At 68.2% G+C, this 21320-nt stretch carries 20 protein-coding genes; 11 read left to right on the top strand and 9 right to left on the bottom strand.

What is annotated here, in order from left to right:
• Positions 1-4: 4 nt before the first annotated feature.
• Both G0D83_RS28325 and G0D83_RS28330 read left to right on the top strand, forming a co-directional pair.
• Complete coding sequence (locus G0D83_RS28325; RefSeq protein ID WP_164197834.1) at positions 5-1381, top strand: sigma-54 dependent transcriptional regulator; 1377 nt, start codon at positions 5-7, stop codon at positions 1379-1381.
• A 40-nt stretch (positions 1382-1421) separates the two neighbouring features.
• The gene (locus G0D83_RS28330; protein ID WP_164197835.1) at positions 1422-2687 is read left to right on the top strand and encodes a lytic transglycosylase domain-containing protein; all 1266 of its coding nucleotides are present in this window, start codon (positions 1422-1424) and stop codon (positions 2685-2687) included.
• Here G0D83_RS28330 and G0D83_RS28335 read toward each other — a convergent pair.
• From G0D83_RS28335 to pobA, 5 genes are all read right to left on the bottom strand, one after another.
• On the bottom strand, positions 2684-3595 hold the full coding sequence (locus G0D83_RS28335) for a helix-turn-helix transcriptional regulator (RefSeq protein WP_235940347.1): 912 nt from the start codon (positions 3593-3595) through the stop codon (positions 2684-2686). The two genes, G0D83_RS28330 and G0D83_RS28335, sit on opposite strands and share 4 nt — an antisense overlap.
• A 34-nt stretch (positions 3596-3629) precedes the next feature.
• Positions 3630-4451 carry a substrate-binding domain-containing protein gene (locus G0D83_RS28340; RefSeq protein ID WP_164197836.1) on the bottom strand — a complete coding sequence of 274 codons (822 nt, stop codon included), beginning with the start codon at positions 4449-4451 and terminating at the stop codon, positions 3630-3632.
• Between the two features lie 57 nt (positions 4452-4508).
• The gene (locus G0D83_RS28345; RefSeq protein WP_203595142.1) at positions 4509-5276 is read right to left on the bottom strand and encodes an ATP-binding cassette domain-containing protein; all 768 of its coding nucleotides are present in this window, start codon (positions 5274-5276) and stop codon (positions 4509-4511) included.
• A gap of 24 nt (positions 5277-5300) precedes the next feature.
• Positions 5301-6008, bottom strand: a complete 708-nt coding sequence (locus G0D83_RS28350; protein ID WP_164197837.1) for an ABC transporter permease — start codon at positions 6006-6008, stop codon at positions 5301-5303.
• A gap of 160 nt (positions 6009-6168) precedes the next feature.
• Entirely contained in the window at positions 6169-7338 is a 1170-nt protein-coding gene (gene pobA / locus G0D83_RS28355; RefSeq protein WP_164197838.1) for a 4-hydroxybenzoate 3-monooxygenase, read from the bottom strand.
• A gap of 89 nt (positions 7339-7427) precedes the next feature.
• On the opposite strand from pobA, the gene G0D83_RS28360 reads away from it, so the two are divergent.
• The 9 genes from G0D83_RS28360 to G0D83_RS28400 all read left to right on the top strand — a co-directional run bounded on the left by G0D83_RS28360 (position 7428) and on the right by G0D83_RS28400 (position 16420).
• The gene (locus G0D83_RS28360; protein ID WP_164197839.1) at positions 7428-8273 is read left to right on the top strand and encodes a helix-turn-helix domain-containing protein; all 846 of its coding nucleotides are present in this window, start codon (positions 7428-7430) and stop codon (positions 8271-8273) included.
• 75 nt (positions 8274-8348) lie between these two features.
• Positions 8349-9332 (top strand): type I glyceraldehyde-3-phosphate dehydrogenase, encoded by a 984-nt coding sequence (locus tag G0D83_RS28365; protein WP_164197840.1) that lies wholly within the window; start codon positions 8349-8351, stop codon positions 9330-9332.
• Between the two features lie 120 nt (positions 9333-9452).
• Entirely contained in the window at positions 9453-9806 is a 354-nt protein-coding gene (uraH, locus tag G0D83_RS28370; RefSeq protein WP_164197841.1) for a hydroxyisourate hydrolase, read from the top strand.
• Between the two features lie 167 nt (positions 9807-9973).
• The gene (locus tag G0D83_RS28375; RefSeq protein ID WP_164197842.1) at positions 9974-11059 is read left to right on the top strand and encodes an ABC transporter ATP-binding protein; all 1086 of its coding nucleotides are present in this window, start codon (positions 9974-9976) and stop codon (positions 11057-11059) included.
• Positions 11060-11084: 25 nt separating this feature from the next.
• Positions 11085-12053: an ABC transporter substrate-binding protein gene (locus G0D83_RS28380; RefSeq protein ID WP_164197843.1), complete on the top strand. Its 969-nt coding sequence runs from the start codon at positions 11085-11087 to the stop codon at positions 12051-12053.
• A gap of 4 nt (positions 12054-12057) precedes the next feature.
• Positions 12058-13794: an ABC transporter permease gene (locus tag G0D83_RS28385; protein ID WP_370457338.1), complete on the top strand. Its 1737-nt coding sequence runs from the start codon at positions 12058-12060 to the stop codon at positions 13792-13794.
• Positions 13782-14807, top strand: coding sequence for an MBL fold metallo-hydrolase (locus G0D83_RS28390; protein ID WP_164197845.1), 1026 nt, complete (start codon positions 13782-13784; stop codon positions 14805-14807). Before G0D83_RS28385 ends, G0D83_RS28390 begins: the two co-directional genes overlap by 13 nt.
• A 3-nt stretch (positions 14808-14810) precedes the next feature.
• Positions 14811-15392 carry a dual specificity protein phosphatase gene (locus tag G0D83_RS28395; protein ID WP_164197846.1) on the top strand — a complete coding sequence of 194 codons (582 nt, stop codon included), beginning with the start codon at positions 14811-14813 and terminating at the stop codon, positions 15390-15392.
• The gene (locus G0D83_RS28400; protein WP_164197847.1) at positions 15389-16420 is read left to right on the top strand and encodes a LacI family DNA-binding transcriptional regulator; all 1032 of its coding nucleotides are present in this window, start codon (positions 15389-15391) and stop codon (positions 16418-16420) included. Before G0D83_RS28395 ends, G0D83_RS28400 begins: the two co-directional genes overlap by 4 nt.
• Here G0D83_RS28400 and G0D83_RS28405 read toward each other — a convergent pair.
• The 4 genes from G0D83_RS28405 to flhB all read right to left on the bottom strand — a co-directional run bounded on the left by G0D83_RS28405 (position 16410) and on the right by flhB (position 21306).
• Complete coding sequence (locus tag G0D83_RS28405; RefSeq protein WP_164197848.1) at positions 16410-16808, bottom strand: PIN domain-containing protein; 399 nt, start codon at positions 16806-16808, stop codon at positions 16410-16412. The genes G0D83_RS28400 and G0D83_RS28405 overlap by 11 nt on opposite strands.
• A gap of 15 nt (positions 16809-16823) precedes the next feature.
• Complete coding sequence (locus G0D83_RS28410) at positions 16824-17048, bottom strand: AbrB/MazE/SpoVT family DNA-binding domain-containing protein (RefSeq protein WP_108970304.1); 225 nt, start codon at positions 17046-17048, stop codon at positions 16824-16826.
• A 726-nt stretch (positions 17049-17774) separates the two neighbouring features.
• Positions 17775-19979: an NADP-dependent isocitrate dehydrogenase gene (locus G0D83_RS28415; RefSeq protein ID WP_164197849.1), complete on the bottom strand. Its 2205-nt coding sequence runs from the start codon at positions 19977-19979 to the stop codon at positions 17775-17777.
• A gap of 202 nt (positions 19980-20181) precedes the next feature.
• Positions 20182-21306: a flagellar biosynthesis protein FlhB gene (gene flhB / locus G0D83_RS28420; protein ID WP_164197850.1), complete on the bottom strand. Its 1125-nt coding sequence runs from the start codon at positions 21304-21306 to the stop codon at positions 20182-20184.
• Positions 21307-21320 lie beyond the last annotated feature (14 nt).

Below are 21320 nucleotides of genomic sequence, written 5' to 3' on the forward strand. Positions count from 1 at the left end.
ACGCATGACGCCGAAGGACGCCGCCACCGACGACTACGGCCCGACGCTTGCCGGCGCCTCGATCCTCGTGGTCGATGACGAGCCGGGCATGCGCAACTTCCTCGTCAAGATGCTGGGCCCCAAGGTGCAGCGGGTCGAGGAGGCGGGCTCGGCGCTCGAGGCGACGCAGAAACTCGACGCGGCGCATTTCGACCTCGTCATCCTCGACAACGTGATGCCGAGGATGACCGGGCTCGACTGGCTGGCCGAACAGCAGCGCAAGGGGTTCTTTGGCGACACCATCCTGATCACCGCCTATGCGGATCTGGAAACCGCGATCACCGCGCTGCGCGCCGGGGTCAGCGATTTCGTGCTGAAACCCTTTCGCGCCAACCAGATTCTCGGCGCCGTGGCACGCACCCTCGACCGCAAATATCTGCGCCGCGACAACACGCTGCTGCGCCGCGAACTGCGCACCGGGCAATTCCAGGGCAAGCTGCTCGGCAAGTCCGAAGTCATGGTCGCGGTCCGCGCGCTCTTGGCCAAGCTGGCGCCGCTGCCGACCCCGGTGCTCTTCACCGGCGCCAGCGGCACCGGCAAGGAGATGGCCGCGCGGCACCTCCACCAGCTGTCCGACCGCTCGGACAAACCCTTCGTGCCGGTCAACTGCGCCGCCATCGCCCCCGACCGCATGGTGCAGGAGCTTTTCGGCAGCCTCGAGAACGGCGAGCGGCTGAAGCCCGGCCTGTTGCTGCTGGCGGACGGCGGAACGCTATTCCTTGATGAAGTTGCGCAGATGCCCGAGCCGCTGCAGGCGGCGCTGCTGCGGGTGCTCGAGGACCAGCGCATCCGCCCCACCGGCGCCGAGCGCGAGATTCCGCTGAACCTGCGCTTTCTCTTCGCCACCAATGCCGATCTCGAAGCGCTTGTGGCCCAGAACAAGTTCCGCGCCGATCTCTATCACCGCATCAACGTGCTCAACGTCGAGATGCCACCCCTCTCCGACCGCTCCGACGACATCCTCGAGCTGGCCGCGCTGTTCACTCGGCAATTCAGCCAGGCGCTCGGCATGCAAGGGCTCGAGCTTGACGAGCAGACCCTGTTGAAACTGCGCCGCTACGCCTGGCCCGGCAACGTGCGCGAGCTGCGCAACCTGATCGAACGCTCGGTCATCCTTGGCGGCTTCCCCGAAGAGTTCTCGGGCGCGGGCGAGGTGATCGGGGCGCGGGCAATCGAGGATCTCGACCTCGTGGTGCAGCGCCACATCCTGCACATGCTTGACCTCTGCGACGGCAACCGGGCAGAGGCGGCGCGAAGGCTCGGGGTCTCGCGCAAGACCATCGACCGCAAGATGGTACAATGGGGCGAAGAGAGCGTGGCCCCGCCCCAGGCGCTGCGTTAGGCTGGGGCAAAATCCGCCCGAGCAGCCCCCCGGAGTCCCCATGAACAGCCCCCTCACCTTCCACGGATGGCGCAAGGCCGTCGCGGCCGCGCTCCTGGCCTGCGCCTGCTTTGCCTCCCCTGCCGCCGCGCTCGACCGCGGTGCCGTCGAGCGCCAGTTCCGCGGCTGGCTGGAACAGACGGTCTGGCCGCAGGCGGCGCGCAGCGGCGTCTCGCGCGCAACTTTCGAGGCAGCCTTTGCGGGCGTGCATCTCAACTGGGACCTGCCGGACCTCGTGCCCCCCGGCACCAAGCCGCAGACCCCCAAGCGGCAGCGCCAGGCCGAGTTCGGCCAGCCGGCGAAATATTTCAACCGCGGCTCCCTCGACAGCGCCACCTCCATCGGGCGGCAGATGGCGCGGCAGCACGCCTCGGCCCTCGCGGCGACGGAAAAGGCCACCGGTGTGCCCGGCCGGATCATCCTCGGCATCTGGGGGCGCGAAAGTGGCTATGGACGCGTGGCGATCCCGCACAGCGCCTTCGAGGTCCTGGGCACCAAGGGCTTCATGTCCACCCGCGCCGCGTATTTCACTGGCGAGCTGATCGCCGCGCTGCAAATCGCACAAGCCGGGCATGCGCCCGCCGGGGTGATGAAAAGCTCCTGGGCCGGGGCGCTCGGGCAGCCGCAGTTCATGCCATCGAACTTCCTGAAATACGCTGCCGACGGCAATGGTGACGGCCATGCGGACATCTGGCGGTCCGAGGCGGACACCATCGCCTCGATCGGCACCTACCTCGCCAAACACGGCTGGCAGAGCGGGCGCGACTGGGGCTTCGAGGTGCGCGTTCCGGCCTCGGTCTCCTGCACGCTTGAGGGCCCGGATCAGGGCAAGCGGATCTCGGACTGGGAGAAGATGGGGATCAGCCGCGTCTCGGGCCGCCCCTTCCCCGAGCACGAGCGGCGCGGCGAGGGCTTTCTGCTGATGCCCGCCGGGCGGCATGGGCCGGCGTTCATTGTCACCCCCAACTTCTACGTGCTGAAGGATTACAACATGAGCGATCTCTACGCGCTCTTCGTCGGCCACGTGGGGGATCGAATCCAGTACGGGTCCGGCGATTTCAGCGCGGGCTGGGGCAAGGTGGGCGGCCTTTACCGCTCAGACGTTGCCGCCATGCAGCGGGCGCTGGAAAGCATGGGCCATGACGTCGGCGGCGCCGACGGGCTGCCGGGGTTCAAGACCCGCCGCTCGATCGGCCTCTGGCAGGAGGCACAGGGGCGCCCGGCCACCTGTTTCCCCGAGACCGCGATGAAGAGCGCGCTGCGCTAGGCGTTCCAGACCACCTCGCCGAGCCGCGACAGGTCATAGCCCCCAAGGCTTTCGGCACGGCTGCGGAAGGTCTCGGAGCGGCAGAAGGCCATGAGCGTCTGCAGAGGCGGCTCGAAATAAGCCTTTCGGTCGATGAGCAGGTCGAAGCGCTCTTCGATCACCGGCACGAAGGGCAGCCCGTAGGTCCGCGCCACCGACTCGAGGCCGAAGGTCACATCCGCTTCGCCGCGGCGCACGCTTTGCACCGCCTCGTCCTCCGTGCGCTCCAGCGAGGTCAGCGTGACGGTGCCCAGCTCGAGCCCGGCCTCTGCGGCGAGATCGCGCAGCAACCCGGCAGTGCCGGAACTGTCCTGCCGCGGCGCCAGACGCAGTCCCGCAAGATCCGCGAGCACCTGCGGAGCAGGCCCGTCTTGGCGCAGCACCAGCCCGCGCCTCCGGGCCGCGAAGCCCACCAGCACCGCGTTCTGCCCTGAGGCCGCCTCGCGCGCCGCGCCAATGTTCCAGCCGCCCTCGGTATCGCGCACGTGAAGACCCGAGGCGACGCCCTCGCCCGCAGCAAAGCGGGCCAGCCCATCGAGCGAGCCGTCGAAATAGGTGGCAAGCCCGCAGCGCGACTGGCGGATCGCCCAATCGAGCAGAGGATCGTGGGAGCCGAGGAAGACCCCGGGGCGCACCACGGGCGCCGCGACGAACCCGCCCCTTTGCGCGCCCTCGATCCAGGCGCGGATCTCGGCGGCGGGGAAGAGCAGCTTTCCGGTGGCGCGCGAACAGGGAACCTCGCCCGAAGCGGCAAGATCGTAGACCTTGCGCTCCTTCAGGCGGAGCAGATCGGCCAGCTCTCGGACGGTAAGGTATTCGTGGGGATGGTCTGGGGGCGGGCTCTGCAGGTCAGTCATCGTCTCGGGCATGTTGGGGGCGGCACCGTGCCGCCCCCGAACCCTATCAGTTCTTCGGTGCGTTGGGGAAGAACAGCTGCTGGCCCTCGATCTTGTACTCCGCGATGGCCTGCTGGCCCTCGTCCGAGACCAGCCAGTCGGCGAAGTCCTGCGCCGCGTCGATCTTCACCGAGGGGCATTTCTCAGGGTTCACCGGGATCACGCCGTACTGGTTGAAAAGATCCTCGTCGCCCTCGACCTCGACCGCGTAATCCTGCTTGTTCTGGAAGCTGATCCAGGTGGCACGGTCGGTCATCACGTAAGCGCCCATGCCGATACCGGCGTTCAGCGTCGCGCCCATGCCCGACCCGGTTTCGCGATACCAATCGCCCGAGGCCGCCGTGGTGTCGATGCCCGCGGCCTTCCAGAGCGCAACCTCTTTCTTGTGGGTGCCGCTGTCATCCCCGCGCGAGGCAAAGAGCGCGCCCGCCTCGGAGATCTTGGTCAACGCCGCCTCGACGTCGGTCATGCCCTTCACGCCCGCCGGGTCGCTCTCCGGGCCGACGATGACGAAGTCATTGTACATCAGATCCGTGCGCGTGGTGCCGAAGCCTGCCTCGACGAATTTCTCCTCCGACGGCTTGGCGTGCACCAGCAGCAGGTCGCCGTCGCAGTTCTCGGCGTTCTTGATCGCCTGCCCGGTGCCCACGGCGACGACGTTGACGGTGATGCCGCTCTCGCCGGTGTAGATCGGCAGCAGGTAGTCGTAGAGCCCCGAGTTGGCGGTCGAGGTGGTCGACTGCACGATGATCGACTGCTCCTGCGCGAGGGCGCCGCCGGCGAGTCCGAGGGTCAGCGCGGTCGAGGCGATCAGTCTTGCGATGGTCATGAGGAACGTCCTTCTGTCCTTGGTAATCAATAACTTGGTGAGAGTGTGGCCGACGGGTCAGAGCACGATCCGACCCGCGAGATAGTCCCGCGCCGCCGCGCTGCGTGGCTCGGGGAAAAAGACATCGGCGCTGCTGTGCTCGGCGACGCGGCCGCGGTGCAGGAAAACCACCTCGTCGGCCATGCGACGGGCCTGCCCGATGTCATGGGTGACAAAGATGATCCGCGTCCCCCGGTCGCGGGCGGCGGCCACGATGCGCTCGATCACCAGCACCGAGGCGGGATCGAGGCTGGCGGTGGGCTCGTCGAGGAACAGCACCTCGGGATCGATGGCCAGCGCCCGGGCCAATGCCAGCCGCTGCGCCTCGCCGCCCGAAAGCATCCGCGCGGGTTGGCGCGCCTTGTGCAGAAGCCCGACCTCGCGCAGCAGCGCATCGCGGCGCGCGCGGTCGCGGCGCCGGGTCTTCAGCACGAAATCAAGATTGGCAGCCACCGAGCGGCGCAGCAGCACCGGTTTCTGGAACACCAGCGCCTGCCGCGCTGTGGCCCGCGCGGCGGGGGTGCCGTTCCAGCTCACCTCGCCGCCTCCGGGCACCAGCAGCCCGTGCAGCATCTTCAGCAGCAGGCTCTTGCCCGCGCCGTTCGGCCCCATGATCACCGTGCAACCGCCGGTCGCGAGCGTCAGATCCACCCCGTCGAGCAGCGCCGCGCCGCCCGAGGCCAGCCGCAGGCCAGAGACACGCAGGGGCAGAAGCGGGCGTTTCATCGCAGCCTCGTCGCGGGGGCGCGCCACGGGCGGCACGGCGGTGATCGGCAGGTCAGACATGGGTTTGCTCAGACATCGGACACCTCAGACATGCGCCTGCCGTGCCGCGGTCATGCGCAGGGTCTGCACCCCGGCGTTCACCCCGAGCGCCAGAACCAGCAGTATGATCCCCAGCGCCAGCGCCAGCGGCAGGTCGCCCTTGGAGGTCTCGAGCGCGATCGCGGTGGTCATCACGCGGGTCAGGTGGTCGATATTGCCGCCGACGATGATCACCGCGCCGACCTCGGCCACGGCCCGACCAAAGCCCGCCAGCCCCACGGTCAAGAGCGCGTAGCGCCCGTCCCAGAGCAGCGCGGCAATGCTCTGCCAACGCGTGAGGCACAGCGAGCGGAACTGCTCGGCGTATTCGGCGTGCAGGTCTTCCAGCACCTGCCGCGACAGCGCGGCGACGATGGGCACGATGAGGATGGTCTGCGCGAAGATCATCGCGCCCGGCGTGTAGAGCAGCCCCAGAAAGCCGAGCGGTCCCGAGCGGGAGAGGTAGAGATAAACCAACAGGCCGACGACCACCGGCGGCAGCCCCATCAGCGCGTTCATCACGACCAAGACGACACCCCGACCGCGGAACCGGCTCACCGCGACCAGCGCGCCGACCGGCAGGCCGATCACGCAGGCAAGCACCGTGGCGCTAAGGCTGACCCGCAGCGAGAGGCCGACGATCTCGTAGAGATCGGCCTCGCCGGACAGGACCAGCGACAGCGCCAAGTGGAAGGCCTCTCCGATGTTTTGCAAAATTTACCCTCCCTGCGGAAATTTTGCCTCATTCGACTATGCACCCTCTGGCCCATGACGCAAGGGTCGTCAATGGCCTGAACAAGATACGGCCCGCTCAATGGAGCGGGCCGCGGTCTATGGCATACTGCAAAATTTCCCAGGATCTGGCCGAGACGCCTCAGAAAGGCAGGCCGACGTAGTTCTCGGCGAGGTCCTTGCGCGCGGTTTCCGAGTCCGCCAGATGCTGCAGAGTGGCGCGGCGCATCTCCGCGGCGAAGCTGTCCTCGCCCTCGAAACTGTGCAGCATGGTGGTCATCTGCCAGCTGAAGCGCATCGCCTTCCAGATCCGCGCCAGCGCGCGCTCGGAATAGCCGTCGATGCCCGCCGTCTGGCCCGCCTTCAGCGCCGAGATCAGCGCCTCGTGCAGGTAATAGACATCCGAAACCGCGAGGTTCAGCCCCTTCGCCCCGGTCGGCGGCACGATATGCGCGGCATCGCCGACAAGGAACAGCCGGCCCCAGCGCAGCGGCTCCGAGACGAAGCTGCGCAGCGGCGCGATGGATTTCTCGATCGACGGGCCGGTGATCAGCTTGGCGGCCGCCTCCGAGGGGATGCGGCGCTTGAACTCGGTCCAGAAACGCTCGTCAGACCAGTCCTCGACCTTGTCGGTCAGCGGCACCTGCACATAGTAGCGCACCAGGTTCTCGTTGCGCATCGAGGCCAGCGCGAAACCATGCGGTGAGTTGGAATAGATCAGCTCGTCATGCACCGGCGGCGTGCGCGAGAGGATCCCCAGCCAGCCGAAGGGGTAGACCCGCTCGAACTCGCGGCGCTTCTCTTCGGGGATGGTCTTGCGGCTGACGCCGTGGAAGCCATCACATCCGGCCACATACGCGCAGGTGATGCGGTGCCGTTCGCCGTTCAGCGTGTACTCAACCGCGGCCTCGGACGCGTCGAGGTCATGAATGGTCACATCCTCGACCCCGTGGATCACCGTGGTCCCCATCGCGTCTTGCGCTTCGTAGAGGTCATGGGTCACCTCGGTCTGACCGTAGACCATGACCTGCTTGCCGGTGAGCGCCTTGAAGTCGATATGCACCATCAGCTCGGCATCGGTCAGGTAGGTGCCGTCGTGCGGATACCCTTCGGCATCCATGCGCGCGCCGACCCCGGCCTCGCGCAGCAGCTCGACCGTGCCCCATTCGAGGATGCCCGCCCGGATGCGCGACAGCACATGCTCGCGGCTCGACCGTTCGAGCACCACGGTTGCGACCCCGGCCTTGTTCAGCAGCTGCGAAAGCAGCAGGCCCGAAGGGCCGCCGCCGATGATCACGACTTCGGTTTTCATGCAGTCTCCTCCGATAATTGTTGGCAGCCTACGCCCTGCAGGGCCGCGCGCGAATAGACGGGAGCCGCATAGGCTGGTACTATTCATGCATGACCCAGCGTCCAGACATCCCCTTTTTCGATCTCTTCGGTGAGACCGGAGGCTTCCCCGACACGGTGCATTGCGAGCGCATCTGGGACCGGGCAAGACTTCACGATTGGGTGATTTCCCCGCACAGACACGCAGAGATCACCCAGGTTTTCTTCATGCGGCAGGGACACGCCGAGGTCCGGATCGACGGTCAAGACGCGACGCTCGATGACGGGCAGTTCCTCCTGATCCCGGTACAGATCGTGCATGGCTTCGAGTTCCAGAAGCTGAGCGAAGGTCTGGTGCTCTCCTTCCCCGCACCTGTGCTCGCGGGGATGCGGCCCACCTCGCCGGGGCTTGCCGCCCGGCTCTCGCGCCCAGTGGTCGGCACGGCCTCGGACACGCTGGTCACCCTTTCCGAGCAACTCGTCGCTGCCTTTGCCCGCCCCGGCCCCTACCGCGCAAACCTGCTGGTCTCGCTGGCGCAGGCGCTGCTTGCCGAGATCTGCGCGCTGGCCCCGACCGAGGAGGCCGCCGCCCCCGGCGGGGCGAAGATGATGGCGCTCGACCGGCTGATCGCCGAACATCTTGCCGAGGGCTGGCGCGCCGGCGACTACGCCGCGGCCCTGTCGATCACCCCCGGCCATCTCACCCGGATCTGCCGCGCCGCCACCGGCCTCAGCGCCTCGCGCTACATCGAGGGCAAGGTGATGACCGAGGCCAGCCGGATGCTCGCCTTCACCCAGGTGCCCGTGGCCGAGGTCGGCTACCGGCTGGGCTTTGCCGACCCGGCCTATTTCTCCCGCCGCTTCCGCGCGTTGCGCGGCCAGAGCCCGAGCGACTACCGCGGCCGCTTTGTCGGCTGAGCCGCGGCCCACCCGCTTGACCCCGGCGCGCAGAGGCGTATCGCTTGCCCGGTACAAGTTCCGCGGAGGCACCCCATGACCCGCATCATGATCAACGGCTTCGGCCGCATCGGCCGCACCCTGCTGCGCCAGCTCCTCACCGATCCGGCCCATGCCGATCTCGAGCTGGTGGCGATCAACGACATCGCCTCGCCCGAAATGTGCGCCTATCTTTTCCGCTACGACAGCGTCTTCGGCCCCTACCCCGGCACGGTGACCGAAGAGCCCGGCACGCTGGTCGTAGACGGACGCCGCATCCCCTTCCACACCACGCGCGACCTGCGCGAGCTCGACCTGAGCCATGTCGACGTGGTGCTCGAATGCACCGGCGCCGCCTCGAACCGCCCGCATGCCGAGGCCGGGCTGCTGGCCGGGGCGAGGTCGGTGCTGCTCTCTGGCCCCTCCGAGGCCGCCGACGTGACCTGCGTCCTGGGCGCCAACGAGGCCGAGATCGGCGACGCCCGCATCGTGTCGAACGCCTCCTGCACCACCAACGCCATCGCGCCGATGCTCAAGGCGCTCGACACCCGCTTCGGCATTGCCCGCGCCCATGTCACCACGATCCACTGCTACACCGGCAGCCAGCCGACGGTGGATGCCCCCGGCGCCAGCTACGAGCGCAGCCGCGCCGCCGCCGTTTCGATGGTGCCGACCAGCACCAGCGCCGCGAAGCAGGTGATCAAGGTGCTGCCCGGGCTCGACCAGCGTCTCAGCGTGACGGCGGTGCGCGTGCCCTGCATCTCGGTCTCGGCGGTGGACGCGGTGCTGCAGCTCGACACCATGCCCGAGGATGCCAATGCCGCGCTTGTCGACCTCTTCGCGGGTTCTCCGCTCGTCGGCCTCACCGGGGATCCCTGTGTCTCGACCGACCTGCGCGCCCGGCCCGAGTCGCTGGTGCTGTCGACCCGCGAGACCCGCGTGGTCGAGGGAGGCCAGTTCAGGCTCTTCGGCTGGTACGACAATGAATGGGGCTTCTCGGCGCGGATGCTCGACATGACGCGGCGCATGGCGACGCGCTGATCTTCAAACCGCGTTTGAAACTGCCTCGGGCGCAGGGGCCTTTGCTGGGACCTTTACCCGGCCCCCGCTTCTGCCACTATGACCCGCGACACCACCGAGATACCTTATGGAGACCCGCCGATGACCGGATACCTGACGACCCACGTGCTCGACACCGCCCGCGGCTGCCCCGCCGAGGGTCTGAAGATCGAGCTCTTCCGGATCGAGGACGGAACCCGCAGCCTTCTCAAGACGCTGGTCACCAATGAGGACGGGCGCACCAATGAGGAGATCCTGCCCGCCGCCGAGTTTGCGCCCGGCACCTATGAGCTTGTGTTCCACGCCGGGGCCTATCTCGACGCCTGCGGCACGCCGCCGGAGGAGCCGCGTTTCCTCGACGTGGTGCCGATCCGCTTCGGCATGTCCGAACCCGCGCATTACCACGTACCGCTGCTGCTCTCGCCCTTCGGCTATTCGACCTATCGCGGCAGCTGATCCCCGGATCCCGAACTGACACGACCGGCGCCCCTCGCGGGCGCCGTTTTCGTTTTCGCGGCTGATTTCACCAATCTGTCACGCCCCTGTCGCCCGCCTGTCGCAGCCCGCCGCCACAGATCGCCGCGACGCTGCACAGCTGTGCAGCCCGGCAAACAGGGCAGACCATGAGCGACATTCGCATCTCGGGGATCGACAAGAGCTACGGCCAGACGCAGGTGTTGCGGCAGGTCTCTCTGAGCATCGAGGCCGGGGAGTTCGTCGCCGTCCTCGGCCCCTCGGGTTGCGGCAAGACCACCCTGCTGCGCTGCCTCGCCGGCTTCGAGCGGCTCAACGCCGGCCGTATCGAGATCGGCGGAGACATCGTCTCGGCCCCCGGCCGTCACCTCGCCCCCGAGCATCGCGGCATCGGCGTGGTGTTCCAGAATTACGCCCTTTGGCCGCATATGTCGGTGGCGCAGAATGTGGCCTACGGGCTGAAGATCGCCGGCGTTCCTAGAACCGAGAGGAAGTCCCGCGTCGCCCGGGTGCTCGATCTGGTCGAGTTGGGCCCGCTCGCGCACCGCCGCCCCGCAGATCTCTCGGGCGGCCAGCGCCAGCGCGTCGCCCTCGCGCGCTGCCTCGCCATGGAGAGCCGCGTCGTGCTGCTCGACGAGCCGCTGGCCAATCTCGACGTGCACCTGCGCGGCGCGCTGGAAGAGGAATTCGCCGCCTTCCACGCCCGCTCCGGCGCCACCATGTTCTACATCACCCACGACCAGTCCGAGGCGCTGGCCCTCGCCGATCGCGTGGCGGTCATGGACAAGGGCCGCATCCTGCAGTTCGACCGCCCCGAAGCGCTGTTCAGCCAGCCGCAGACCGAGACCGTCGCGGGCTTCATCGGCGAGGGACGGGTGCTCGAGGCCGAGGACATCCGCCCGCTCGGGCAGGGCCGCGCCGCCGCCTCGCTGCTCGGCCAGCGCATCGAACTGCGCTGCGCCCCCGGCCAGACCGCCCGCCGCCGCGCCAAGATCTCCTTCCACCCCGGCGACCTCCAGCTCACCGATGCGGCGGAGGCCATCGCGGGCAACGTCACCCGCGCCACCTACCGCGGCGCCTTCCTGCGCGCCGAGGTCATGGCCGGGCCCGCGGGGGACATCCCGCTCTCCGTGAACATCGCCGCCCCCGCCGCGCTGAGCCGCGGCCAGAGGGTCTCGCTCGCCCTGCGCGACGGCTGGGTCATTCCCGACGCCGCCGCGTCTCACCCCTCCTGAACACGCAACCGCAAGGACACCGAACATGCGTCTTCTCTCCCTCTCCCTCGCCGCGTCGCTGCTCTCCAGCGCCGCCTTTGCCGAAACCACGCTGACGCTCTACACCAGCCAGCCCCCCGAGCAGGCGCAGCAGACCGTGGACGCTTTCGAGGCCGCCCACCCCGACATCAAGATCGAATGGACCCGCAACGGCACCTCGGCGCTGATGAACGTGGTGCGCGCCGAGATCGAGGCGGACAACGTGCAGCCCGATATCCTGCTGGTCGCCGATGTGATCAACCTCGGCGAGCTCAAGGCGGGCGGTCACCTGATGGCCTACGAAGACGCACCCGTGGCGGACTACGACCCAGCCACCTATGACGCCGACATGACCTATTTCGGCACCAAGGCGATGACCACCGGCATCGCCTACAACACCGAGATCGCCGAGCCGGTCAGCCATTGGATGGACCTCGTCACCGAAGACAACCGCGGCATGATCGGCGTGCCGTCGCCGCTCTACTCCGGCGCGGCGCTGAACCACCTGCATGCGTTGCTGAACGCCGAGGGCATCGGCTGGGCGTTCTACGAGGGGCTCAACGAGCTCGACATCGTCCCCGAGGGCGGCAACGGCCCGGCGACCAAGGCCGTCGCCTCGGGCATGGCGAAATACGCGATCATCGTCGATGCCAATGCCCTGCGCGCCAAGGCCGACGGCTCGCCGGTCGATTTCATCGTGCCCGAGGATGGCGTGAGCTTCATCACCGAGCCCGCCGCGATCATGGCCGGCACCGAGCACCCGGAAGAGGCCAAGCTCTTCATCGACTTCCTGCTCAGCAAGGAAGGCCAGGAGCTGGTTGCCAAGCAGGGCTCGCTGCCGATCCTGCCCGGCGTCGAGGGCCCCGAGGGCTTTCCCAAGCTCGAGGACATGACCCTGCTCGGCTACAACGTCGATGCCGCGCTCGAGACCAACGAAGCCGTGCGCGCGCAGTTCGCCGAGCTCTTCGGGCTCTGATCGCGTGAGCCTCGTCCAAGACCAAGCGGCGCGCCCCTCTCGGGCGCGCCGACTGCTCGGGCGCCTCGGCGGCGAACGCGCGCTGACGCTGGTGCTGATCCTTTTTGTCGGGCTGCTCTCCATCGCGCCGCTCGCCCGGCTCCTCTATGCCGCACTCTTCCCCCAAGGCACCTTCGACGCCGAGCGCATCGCCGCGATCCTCGGCGGTCGCCGGGTGCTGGAGGCAACGCTCAACACCCTCTGGATCGCCTGCGCCGCAACGCTGCTGGCCACGGCGGTCGGCACGATGGCCGCGCTGCTGACCTCGCTCACCGATATGCGCCGCCGCACGCTCTGGGTCTTCGGCTTCGTGCTGCCGCTGATGATCCCGCCGCAGGTGACCGCGCTGGCCTGGGTTCAGGCCTTCTCTCCGGCAAGCCCGATCCTCGGCCCGCTCGGCCTCGCGCTGCCTCCCGGCACCCGCCACCCGCTCTATTCCATGGGCGGCATCATCTTCCTGCTCGGGCTCTACAATGCGCCCCTCGTGTTCCTGTCGGTCCGCGCCTCGCTGCAGCGCCTCCCGGCCTCGCTGGTCGAGGCCGCCCACGCGAACGGCGCCAGCGCGGGACAGGTCACGCGCGACATCATCCTGCCGCTGATCCGCAGCGGCGTTTTCGCCGGGGCCGCGCTGGCCTTCGTCTCGTCGATCGGCAACTTCGGCATCCAGGCGATGCTCGGCATCCCCGCCCGCGTGCCGACGCTGATTACCCTCATTTACCAGCGGCTCAACGCCTATGGCCCCTCGGCGCTGAACGACATGGCACTTCTGGCGCTGCTGCCGGCCCTGCTGACCGTGCTCGGCATGACCCTCACCGCCTGGCTCGGACGCCGCGGTGACCAGCGCGTCGATGCCGCGCAGCGCCCGCCCCGCATGAAGCTCGGAGCCTGGCGCCTGCCGGTCAGCGGCGTGGCCTGGCTCTACCTCGCGCTCTGCCTCGTCCTGCCGCTCTCCGCCCTTCTCGGCACCGCGCTGGTGCGCGGCTACGGCCAGCCCTTGACGCCGGACACGCTCACCTTCGAGAACTTCGCCAACGCCCTCTTCCACCACGAGGGCATCCGAAGCGCCTTTCTCACCTCGCTCTGGCTGACGCTGCTGACCGTGGCGGTATTGATCCCGGCGGCGGTCGCCCTCGGCTACGTGCTGAGCTGGCGCCGCGGCTGGGTGGCGCGGCTGCTGCGCCTCGCGTCAGAGCTGGCCTATGCGCTGCCCGGCATCATCATCGGCGTGGCGATGATCCTCTTCTTCCTGCGCCCCCTGCCCTTTGTCGGCACCGGGCTCTACGGCACGGTCTGGGTGATCCTCGCCGCCTACCTGTCGAACTTCCTCGCCCTTGCGCTGCGCCCCATCCTCGGCGGCTACGCCCAGATCGACCGGGCGCTGGACGAGGCCGCGCAGCTCGCCGGCGCCGGGGTCTTCGCGCGGCTGCGTGACATCGTGCTCCCCGCCCTCGCCCCCTCGGCCATGGCGGCGGCGATCCTCGTCTTCATGACGGCGGTGAACGAGATCCAGGTTTCGGTGCTGCTGGTCAGCTCGCGGGCCACCACCATCGGCCCGATGATCATCTTCCTCGAAGAGGCGGGCTCCTCGACCCTCGCCGCCGCGGTCGGATGCCTGATGGTGCTCATGGTGCTGGCGCTCATGGGGCTGTCGCTGCTCGTCGGCCGCCGCCTGCCCGAGGGGGTGCTGCCATGGCGCGACTGACCGCCCTCAGCGGCCTCGGCCGCAAAAGCGCCGCGCTCTTCCTGCTCGAGATCGAGGGCCGCAGGCTGCTGCTCGACATGGGCGGCGGGCTCGAGGCCGGCGAGCGGCCCGATCTCTCGCAGGCCGGGCGTGTCGACGCGGTGCTGCTGAGCCACGCCCACGTCGATCACGTCGGCGCGCTCGACCGGCTGGCCGAGATCGGCAACCCGCCGGTCTACGCCACCCAAGAGACCCAACGCCAGCTCCCCTGCAACCTGCGCCCGCCACGCCTCGCAAAGCTGCCCGACCGTGGCTGTGCCGAGGTTCTGGGCGTCCGCCTCGACACCGGCCGCTCCGGCCATGCGCCCGGCGGCATCTGGATGCGCTTTCCGACCCTGCGCGGCGGCTTTCTCTACACAGGCGATTTCAGCACCGAGGCCCCGCTGCTGCGCTGCGATCCCTTCCCGCGCAGCGCCACGGTGCTGGCCGACGCCTCCTACGGCGACCGCGAGGACTCGCTCGCCGATCAGATCGCCGCCCTGACCAAAGCAGCGCGCGGCGGCGCGGTGCTGCCCTGCCCGCTCGGCGGGCGCGGCCCGGACATGGTGGCGGCGCTCGGGGCCGCCGGGCTGACTGTCCACGCTTGCCCTCAGATCGCCGATGAGACCGAAAGACTCACCGGCACCCCTCCGCCCGTCGCCACGCCCGAGACCGCAACCCCAGCGCAGATCATTGTCGCCGACGGGCCGAACGCCGAGCATGGACTCTGCGCCGCGCTCCGGGAGCGCCCCGGCTTCCGCTTCATCTTTTCAGGCCATGTGCCGCGCAGCAGCCCCGCGCATGCGATGCTCGCCGAGGGTCACGCCCGCTGGATGGGCTGGAACGTGCACCCGCGACTCTCGGACATCCTCGCCATGGCCGAGACCACCCGGGCCGAACGGGTGCTGCCGGCCTTCGTCGATCTGCGCGCCGCCCCCCGCCTGACCGCTGCGCTTGGCCCGCGCCTGCGGCAGTGCCCCAGTCTCGAGGTCTGACCCATGATCCGTCACCACCTGCCCGACACCGTTCCCGCAGCCGAGGCCGCCGAGGACCAGAAGCCGCTGATCTGGCGGGCCGCAGGCGAAATCGGCCCCGGCCTCGACGGGCTGTGGCTTGGCAACCTACCGGCCGCAGAGGATGGCGACGCCCTGCAGCAGGCAGGCATCGGCGCCAGCCTCAACCTCGCGATGAACATCTTCCCCGGCCCTCTCCTTCGCCCCGACGGCACCCATCTGCGGCGCTACCAGATCGGCCTGCTCGACGGGCCGGGCAATGCCGCCGAGACGCTGGCCGCGGCGGTCACGCTGATCGACGGGCTCGCCGCGGTCTATACCGCGGGCAAACCGCACTACCCCGCCCACAAAAGGGGCGGGCTGCTGGTGCATTGCCGCGGCGGGCGCTCGCGTTCGGTCACCGTGCTGGCGCTCTGGCTGCACCTGCGGCGGCCCGGCACCTATCCGAGCTTCGACGCCGCCCTCGCGCACCTTCACGCGCTGCGCGGGCTCGAGCAAAGCTACCCGCTGCCGCCGATGCTCGCGCTTGCGCAAGAGGTGCTGAACCGGGGCCTCTGCGCCCGATGACACCGCCCCGCCCGCCGCTCGGACCTCCCCGGAGCCGCTTCGTCTCGGCCGCCGACGTGGCACGGCTGGCCGGGGTCTCGCGCTCGGCAGTGTCGCGCGCCTTCACGCCCGGCGCGCATGTGTCAGAGCAGGCCCGCGCCCGCATCCTCGAGGCCGCCGAAGAGCTCGGCTACCGGGTCAACCGCCTCGCCCGCACCTTGCACCAGGAGCGCTCGGACCTCGTCGGCGTGGTCGGCGGCAACTTCTCCAACCCCTATATCTCTGCCCAGCTCGACGCCCTGTCGAAGGCGCTGCACGCCCACCGCCTGCAATGCCTGCTGATGAACGGCACCGGCGGCGTGGCCGAGGACCTCAAACGCCTGCTCGACTACCGGGTGCGCACCGTCGTGCTGCTCTCGGGGGCCGCGCCCGACGCGCTGATCCGGCTATGTGCGCAGAACGGCGCGCGCATGGTGCTGATCAACCGGCCGCGCCCGCCAAAAGGCGCGCGGGCCGATCTCATCCTCGCGGACAGCGCCCGCGGCGGCCGGCTGGCGGCCGAGCGGCTGACCCGGGCCGGTTGCCGCAACGTGGCGGTGGTGATCTCGGGCTCGCGCACCTCGGCCAAGATCGACCGGGCCGAGGCCTTCTGCTCGGAAATGGCCCTGCGCGGCATCCCGGTGACCCGCTGGGTCGACGGGCCGAACAGCTACGAAACCGGGGCCGAGGCGGCCCGCGTGCTGCTGCAAGGGACCGGCATCGACGGCATCTTCGGCGTCACCGACGAGATCGCGCTCGGGGTGCTCAACACCGCCCGCTTCGAGCTCGGCCTGCGGGTGCCCGAGGATCTGTCGGTGATCGGCTTCGACGACGCGCCAATCTCGGGCTGGTCCTCGCATGCGCTGACCACGGTCAGCCAGTCGCTCGAGGATCTCACCCGCGCCACGATGGAGGCCATTGCCCTGCCCGCCGAGGCCGCGCCCATGCTCTACGAGGTGCCGGTGCGGCTGGTCGAGCGCGGCTCGGTGCGCGCGCCGCTCAGCCCTTGAACGGGTTGAGGATGCGCAGGCGCCCCTCGACCAGCAGCCCGTGATGCATGTCCTCGGACCAGAGCGTGTCGCAGCCTGCTTCGAGCGCCGCGCCGACGATCATCGAGTCGTAGACCGAAAACCCGTAGCGCATCCCGAGCGCCCGGCCGATGTCATGGGTCAGCTCGGTCAGCGGCACCACCTCGCAGAGCGCCCGGACGCCGGCAAGAAACGCCCCCGCCTCCTCGGCGCTCAGCTTCGCCTTGCGCAGGCAGTTTACCAGCGCCTCGTTCAGCACCTGCACGCTGATCACCCCGCCCTGCTGCAGCAGCGCCTCGGCGCGATCCGCCTTCGGCGCCTCGCCCAGAAGGTAGAGGATCACGTTGGTGTCGAGAAAGGCCCCCGCCATGGATCGGCCCCGGGATCAGCGCGCGTTGGCCTCGTCGCGGGGCAGCGGTCCGTCGGGCAGCCGCCCCCGGAAACGGCGCAGACCGGCGAGGATCTCCTCGGGCCGCGCGGCGCGGCTCACCGCGAGCCCCCGGTCGTCGGGATGCAGCTCGATCCGGTCGCCCTCTTTCAGCCCCAGTTCGCGCACGAGTTCGGCAGGCAGGCGGACCGCCAGGGAGTTCCCCCATTTCGAGATCTGCATCACAGCCTCCTGACATTAAGATATACGTTCCGAAAATGTATATCCATGCACCGCGGTGATCAACCGCTTCGGCGACCCGCGGCGCCGGAAAAAAAATAGGCACCCGGAGATGACCCCGGGTGCCGCTCATAATTATCAAAAGACTAAGGATACTTAGGCCAAATGGCCTCCCCCCTTCACCTGAACGAAACTCGCCGCCCTGCCAATATGGGCATGAAGCTGCCATCAGGAGAGAAAACTCCGATTTGCTCAGTCATAGCAGCACCACCAGGCAGAATTACAGTAGCGCGATTTCGCCGGTCGCGAGCAGATTTTTGGGCCCGCGGCGCATGTTTCATGCAAGCCCCTGCAAGGACGAATTTTTTCCACAATCTGTTCACAGTTCAGTTTCAACCTCTGCGCGAACGACTCGGTCGGGGGCACCACGCGCCCGGGAAGGCAAGGCAGAATCACTTGCAGACGCGCGGATTTTTTAGCGCTCCAAATATCTAACATACTGTTAATGTTCTGAATTTATTGAACCTCTCGCGGGGAGCCACCACATGCAGTAGGTAATCTTTGAGCACCTACACTCTGCGGTATGTTGTCGCAGAACGCCCCGGCGCAACACTGTCGGCTTGTGGACAAACGGCGGATAAGTCCCACGGAACCCGCGAAGCATTGCCCCGAACGCAAACACCCCCGGCCTTTCAGCCGGGGGTGCCCATCTCGTCAGCGGTGTCGATTTCAGCCGAGGATGCCGTTCAGCGTTGCCGAGGGGCGCATCACGGCAGCGGTCTTCTCCGCGTCACCGTGGTAGTAGCCCCCGAGATCCGCGGGCTTGCCCTGCACCGCCGCCAGCTCTGCCACAATCGCAGCCTCACCATCGGCCAGCGCCTTGGCGATGGGCGCGAAATGCGCCGCCAGCTCGGCGTCGTCCGATTGCGCCGCCAGCGCTTCGGCCCAGTAGCGCGCGAACCAGTAGTGGCTGTCGCGGTTGTCGGGCTCACCCACCTTGCGCGAGGGCGAACGGTCGTGGTCGAGAATGCCCTGCGTCGCGATCTCCACCGCATCGCCCAGCACCCGCGCCTTGGCGTTGTCCTTCTGGTCGGCAAGGAACTTGAAGCTCTCGCCAAGGGCGCAGAACTCGCCCAGCGAATCCCAGCGCAGGTGGTTCTCTTCCACCAGCTGCTGCACGTGCTTCGGAGCCGACCCGCCGGCACCGGTCTCGAAGAGGCCGCCGCCGTTCATCAGCTTCACGATCGAGAGCATCTTGGCCGAGGTGGCCAGCTCGAGGATCGGGAAGAGGTCGGTCAGGTAATCGCGCAGCACGTTGCCGGTGATCGCGATGGTGTTCTCGCCCTTGGTGATGGTCTCGAGCGAGGCGATGGTCGCTTCGCGCGGGGCCATGATCTCGAACTTGTCCGACACGCCCTTCGCCTCGAGGATCGGCTTCACGTAGGCGATCAGCTCGGCATCATGCGCGCGGTTCGCATCGAGCCAGAAGATCGCGCGGTAGCCGGTGGCCTTCTGACGCTCGATGGCGAGGTTCACCCAATCTTCGATCGGCGCCTTGCGGGCCGAGGCCGAGCGCCAGATGTCGCCCGCCTGCACCTCGTGCGAGTGCAGAACGGTGCCGTCGTCGAGGATCATCTTGACGGTGCCTGCCTCGGGCATCTCGAAGGTGGTCGGGTGCGAGCCGTATTCTTCCGCCTTCTGCGCCATCAGGCCGAGGTTCTGCACGGTGCCGGCGGTGGCCGGGTTCAGCTTGCCGTTCGCCTTGAAGAACTCGATTGCTGCGTCATAGACCGGCGCATAGGAGTTGTCGGGGATCACGCAGTTGGTGTCGGCTTCCTTGCCGTCCGGGCCCCAGCCCTTGCCGCCGGCGCGGATCAGCGCGGGCATCGAGGCGTCGATGATCACATCCGACGGCACGTGCAGGTTGGTGATGCCCTTGTCCGAGTTCACCATGTACATCGGCGGACGCGACGCGGTCACTTCCTCGATCGCGGCCACGATCTCGGCGTTGTCCTTCACCCGCTCCAGCAGGTCGCCAAGGCCCGAGTTCGGGTTGACGCCGAGCGCCTTCAGCTCGTCGCCGTACTTGTCGAACACCGGCTTCAGCCAGGCCTTCACCGCGTGGCCGAAGATGATCGGGTCCGAGACCTTCATCATCGTGGCCTTCATGTGCAGCGAGAAGAGCGTGCCCTCGTCCTTGGTCTTGGCGATCTCGTCTTCCAGGAAGGCGTCGAGCTTCGCCGCGCTCATGTAGGTGGCATCGACCACGGTGCCCGCCGGATAGGAGACGCCCTCTTTCAGCACGGTCTCGCCCGAGGCAGTCTCCAGCACGATCTTCGCGGTCGCGGCCTTGTCGAGCGTCGCCGAGACCTCGTTCGAGAAGAAGTCGCCGCCGTCCATCGCGGCGACGCGGGTCTTGCTGTCCTTGGTCCACTCGCCCATGCGATGCGGGTTCGACTGCGCGAATTTCTTCACGGCGGCGGCGGCGCGGCGGTCAGAGTTGCCCTCGCGCAGCACCGGGTTCACGGCCGAGCCCTTGATCCCGTCGTACTTGGCCTGAATCGCCTTTTCCTCGTCGCTCGAGGCCTCATAGGGGTAGTCGGGCAGCGCGTAGCCCTGGCCCTGCAGTTCCTTGACCGCGGCCACCAGCTGCGGCACCGAGGCCGAGATGTTGGGCAGCTTGATGACGTTGGCTTCGGGCGTCTTGACCCACTCGCCAAGCCAGGCCAGGTCGTCCGACTGGCGCTGCGCCTCGGTCAGCGCCTCGGGAAAGGTCGCGAGGATGCGGCCCGCGAGCGAGATGTCCTTGGTGCCGACCGACACACCGGCGGCAGCGGCAAAGCTGCGGATGATCGGAAGCAGCGAGGCCGAGGCCAGCTCGGGCGCTTCGTCGACCTTGGTGTAAACGATGTCAGGAGTGTTGTTCTCAGCCATGATGCGATGCCTTTCCTGGGGGTTTCGCCCCCTTTAGCCGTTCTGCATACAAAGGTCTACAGTCGCGGTGCCGCATCGGATCGCCGCACCGCGCCCCCCTGCCCTAGCGTGGATTTCCGTCCATTTCCACGCCGCGCAGGCCCCATGCGCGGGCGCGCGCCGGTGCACCGTCCCCGTGGCCCCTCGTGCGGGACCGGGCCGTTCAGTCCTCCTCCCGCAAGCTCGACCCTTCCGGCATCGGACGCTTGATGTTGCGCTGCATGTCCATGACGTAGCCGATGATCGCGGCCACGGCCTCCCAGTGTTCGATGGGGATCTGCTTGTCGATCTCGGCCGCACCGTGCAGCGCCCGCGCCAGCGGCTTGTTCTCGATGATCGGCACCTCGGACTCGCGCGCGAGCTCGCGGATCCGCGCCGCGAGCAGGTCGGCCCCCTTGGCGACGCAGACCGGCGCCATGTCGACGCCGCTCTCGTATTTCAGTGCCACGGCAAAATGCGTCGGGTTGGTCAGCACCACCGTCGCCCGCGGCACCGCCTGCGCGATGCGCTGGCGCGCCCGCTCGCGGCGCAGCTGCATGCGCTTTGCGCGGATGTGCGGATCGCCCTCGGTGTCCTTGTGCTCGTCCTTGATCTCCTGCATCGACATGCGCTGCTTGCGCCGGTACTCAAAGCGCTTCCACAGCACGTCCGCCACGGCGATCACCAAGAGGATCGACAGCACCACCATCAGCATGCGCGAGGCCGCGTGCCGGGCGAACTCCGTCACCATCTCGGGGAGGATCCCCTGCACCTGCCAAAGCTCGCGCACCCCCTGATAGGTGATCCAGAGCCCGATCCCGCCGACCACCAGCACCTTCAACATGCTCTTGCCGAACTCCACCATGGCGCCGAGCGAGTAGATCTTCTTGAACCCCGACATGGGCGAGATCTTCGACAGTTTCGGCCGGATCCGCTCGCCAGCCACCACGATGTCGCCCTGCAGCAGCGCGCCGGCGACCGCCCCCAGCACCATCAGCGCCAGCAGCGGTGCCAGCAAGAGCCCGACCCCGCGCAGCATGCCCCAGCTCACCCCGCCGATATCGCGCATGCCCTGCACGTCCTCGCCGATACTCACCTGCCCGGCGGTCTCGAAAACCCCGCGCAGCACCCCGGCAAACGTCGCCGAGACGCCGGGCATGACAAAGTCGGTGATGGCAAAGAGCGACAGCACCGCGGTGACATTGCCGACCTCCTTGGAGCTCGGCACATCTCCCTTCTCGCGGGCCTTTCGGAGCTTTCGCTCTGTCGGCTCCTCGGTCTTGTTGTCCTTGTCCTCACCCTCGGCCATGCCCGGACGTCCCC

This window comes from Salipiger sp. PrR003 (genome assembly GCF_010500785.1).
GTDB classification, from domain to species: Bacteria; Pseudomonadota; Alphaproteobacteria; order Rhodobacterales; family Rhodobacteraceae; genus Salipiger; species Salipiger pacificus_A.